At 26.7% G+C, this 3,100-nt stretch carries 3 protein-coding genes; all 3 read left to right on the forward strand.

Translation table 11 applies throughout. The features are described from left to right. Positions 1-94: 94 nt before the first annotated feature. The 3 genes from rpoA2 (at position 95) to Q0138_RS08570 (ending at position 2,950) form a co-directional block, all read left to right on the forward strand. Positions 95-1,255, forward strand: coding sequence for a DNA-directed RNA polymerase subunit A'' (gene rpoA2, locus Q0138_RS08560; RefSeq protein WP_297983425.1), 1,161 nt, complete (start codon positions 95-97; stop codon positions 1,253-1,255). 957 nt (positions 1,256-2,212) lie between these two features. Further along, positions 2,213-2,512 (forward strand): 50S ribosomal protein L30e, encoded by a 300-nt coding sequence (locus Q0138_RS08565; RefSeq protein ID WP_297983428.1) that lies wholly within the window; start codon positions 2,213-2,215, stop codon positions 2,510-2,512. A 6-nt stretch (positions 2,513-2,518) separates the two neighbouring features. After that, positions 2,519-2,950, forward strand: a complete 432-nt coding sequence (locus Q0138_RS08570) for a NusA-like transcription termination signal-binding factor (RefSeq protein ID WP_297983430.1) — start codon at positions 2,519-2,521, stop codon at positions 2,948-2,950. Positions 2,951-3,100 lie beyond the last annotated feature (150 nt).

A 3,100-nucleotide genomic window follows, 5' to 3' on the forward strand; every position in this document is an offset into this window, starting at 1 on the left:
TGACTTTGGTAAGGTGGCTAACCTGGATAAACTTATTGACGAAATGAGAATTAGTGAAGATTCCCAAGCTGCAGGAAAATAAGGAGGCAATTTTATGGTAGAACAAGATACAATTGAATTGGTGGAAAAAGTCTTAAAGAAAAATAAAATTGACTTTCCTAAAAGTTATGTTGAAGATTTAGCAGACGCTTATGAAAGAAGAGATTTAACCGATAAGGAGTTAAACACTTTGGTTCTTAAGGTACAGGAAGCTTATGAACGTGCTCATATTGAAGCGGGTGAAGCTGTTGGTACTGTTGCAGCACAATCTGTTGGAGAACCGGGTACTCAGATGACCATGCGTACTTTTCACTATGCAGGGGTAGCAGAGTTAAACGTAACTCTTGGGCTTCCTAGGTTAATTGAAATTGTGGATGCCAGGAAAAAGATTTCCACACCTACAATGGATATTTTCTTTGAGGAAGAATATAAAAATGATGAGGAATTCGTTAGAAAATTAGCTAACCAAATTGGTAAAAGTACTATAAAGGATGTTTTGTCATTTTATAAGTTAGACTATGGTAACATGAGAGTATTGGTTACTCTTGATGAAGAAAAAATCCAATCCAAAAGGTTGGAATACAATAAAATTATTGAACGTGTTGAAAAGCATTTTAAAAATGTTGAAATTGATGGTAATGAACTTATCTTCCAACCTCAAAAGAACGCCCTTAGGGAACTTAGGCTTTTAGGGGATAAGGTTCGTGAGTTACAAATCAGTGGTACAAAAAATATTGGAAAGGTTATTGTCCGTAATGACGGATCAGAGTTTATTCTTCAAACCGAAGGTTCCAACCTTGGAGCCTTATTCAAGATTGAAGGCATAGACAAGGTAAGGACAACCACCAATGACATTCATGAAATTGAAACCGTTTTAGGTATTGAAGCTGCACGTAATGCCATTATCCATGAGTTAAACAGCACTCTTGAAAACCAAGGTTTAAGTGTGGACATTAGACACATCATGTTGGTTGCTGATATGATGACTTCTGAAGGTGTTGTAAAATCCATTGGAAGACATGGTATTAGTGGTGAAAAATCAAGTGTTCTTGCTCGTGCGGCATTTGAAGAGACAGGTAAGCATTTGCTTCATGCAAGTATTAGGGGAGAAGTTGACGACTTAACAGGTATTATTGAAAATATTATTATTGGTCAACCTATACCTCTTGGTACTGGTTCAGTAAGTGTTACAATGAAACCAGACGTTTATGAATAGTTATTGGTTAATTGAGTATTAATTATTTGATTTAAAATTAATTGGCCTTTAAGAGAGTCTTAATTAATTTTATTTTAAATATTTAATATTTTTATTTAATTGACTTTTAAAATTTATAAAAAATTATAATATTAATATTTTTATTTAATTGTTTAAAATTATTTTAACATTGTTTATATAGTTTTATTATTGTTTAAAATTATTTTAAACGCTTAAAAAGTTTATTCATGTTTATATTATTTTTTTAAATTTTTAAAAATTATTTTTAATTATTTTTAATTATTTTTAATTATTTTTAGTTATTTTTAATTATTTTTAATTATTTTTAGTTATTTTTAATTATTTTAATTAATTATAATTTCATAAATATTTTTTAAAAAAGAATAATTTATTAATGTTCTATTAAATTTCAATAAATTTGTAAAAACTTTTAATAAATAATTTTAAAATGATTTAATTTTAATCATAGTTTGAAACTTTGTTTTATTTTCCTTGATTTTGATTAAATTCAATTTTTATCAAATTTTTGAATTTTATATTTTTAATTGCATAATGATTTGATTTAGGCAAATTTTTTAAAATTTCCTTGATTTTATCAATAAATTATAAATAATAGATTTAAAATAATTAAATGTAATAGTTTAATTTTGATATATGTTATTTAATTTTATTTATTAATTTTTTTAAATTTTTATTATTAAATTAATAGCACATATTTTATTACTCTATGAATAATTTTAGTCTGGAGTAAGATATTTTATCTTATTTTAGATTTTTTATCCTGATTAATTGATGTTGGGCATGGATCCATTATAATTTGATATTAATTTCGATTCATTATTAAATTTATTAGGGTCTTGATTAGTATTTTTTAATTTGGATAGTTTATCTTAAAGATAAGAACTTTTTATCTTGAGAAAGATATAGAATTTTTCTAATTGAAAATTTAGGAGGCAGATGATGGATATAGAAAGAGGAATAAGAGTTGCAGTAGATACAGGAGATGTTACTCTCGGCTCTGAAAAATCTATTCAATCTTTAAAATTAGGTAAAGGCAAACTTGCAGTTGTTGCAGCTAACAGTCCTAAAGAAATTTTAGAAGATGTGGAATATTATGCTGAACTTTCTGAAATTCCTTTCATTGTATATGAAGGTACAAGTGTAGATTTAGGTTCTGTTTGTGGTAAACCTTTTACTGTAGCTACTTTAATCATAAACGATCCAGGAGATTCTACTATCTTAGAAGCAAAGGAGTAGATTTTTGTGTCTATTAAATTTAATGCAAATGATATGAGATTCATTGCTCTTTTTGAGAGTATGACTGGTGCAATGGTAAAGGATTGTATTATTGATGATGAAAATTCCAAGGTAACATTTGTCGTTAAGAATGGTGATATGGGTTTGGCTATTGGTAAAGGCGGAAGCACAGTTACTAAAGTTAAAAAAGCAGTTGGCAGAGGTGTGGAAATCATTGAGTTCAATGATGATCCTGCCCAATTTATAAAAAATATTTTATCTCCTGCTGAACTTAAATCCATTAAAGTTGTTACCAATAATAATGATGAAAAAATAGCTTTTGTCAATACTGATTCTTCCAATAAAAGAATTGCTATTGGTAAAAATGGAATTAACATCGAAAGAGCAAAATTATTAGCTAAAAGACAACATAACATAAGTAATATTGTTTTAAAATAAATAATAGTTCTTATTTTAATTCTTATGGTCTTTTATTTTTGCATTATTTGTTTATGAAAAAGTATTAATCAGATTAATTTTAATAATTGTCTTAAATGATTTAATTGTCTTTATTGTTTTTAATTATTTAATTAAATAATTATTTTTAAT

This window comes from uncultured Methanobrevibacter sp. (assembly GCF_937906425.1).
Classification (GTDB): Archaea; Methanobacteriota; Methanobacteria; order Methanobacteriales; family Methanobacteriaceae; genus Methanobrevibacter.

Excerpts from the sequence above, each read along its gene's own strand:
- rpoA2 (WP_297983425.1), top strand. The coding sequence starts at position 95 with ATGGTAGAACAAGATACAATTGAATTGGTGGAAAAAGTCTTAAAGAAA.
- Q0138_RS08565 (WP_297983428.1), top strand. The coding sequence starts at position 2,213 with ATGATGGATATAGAAAGAGGAATAAGAGTTGCAGTAGATACAGGAGAT.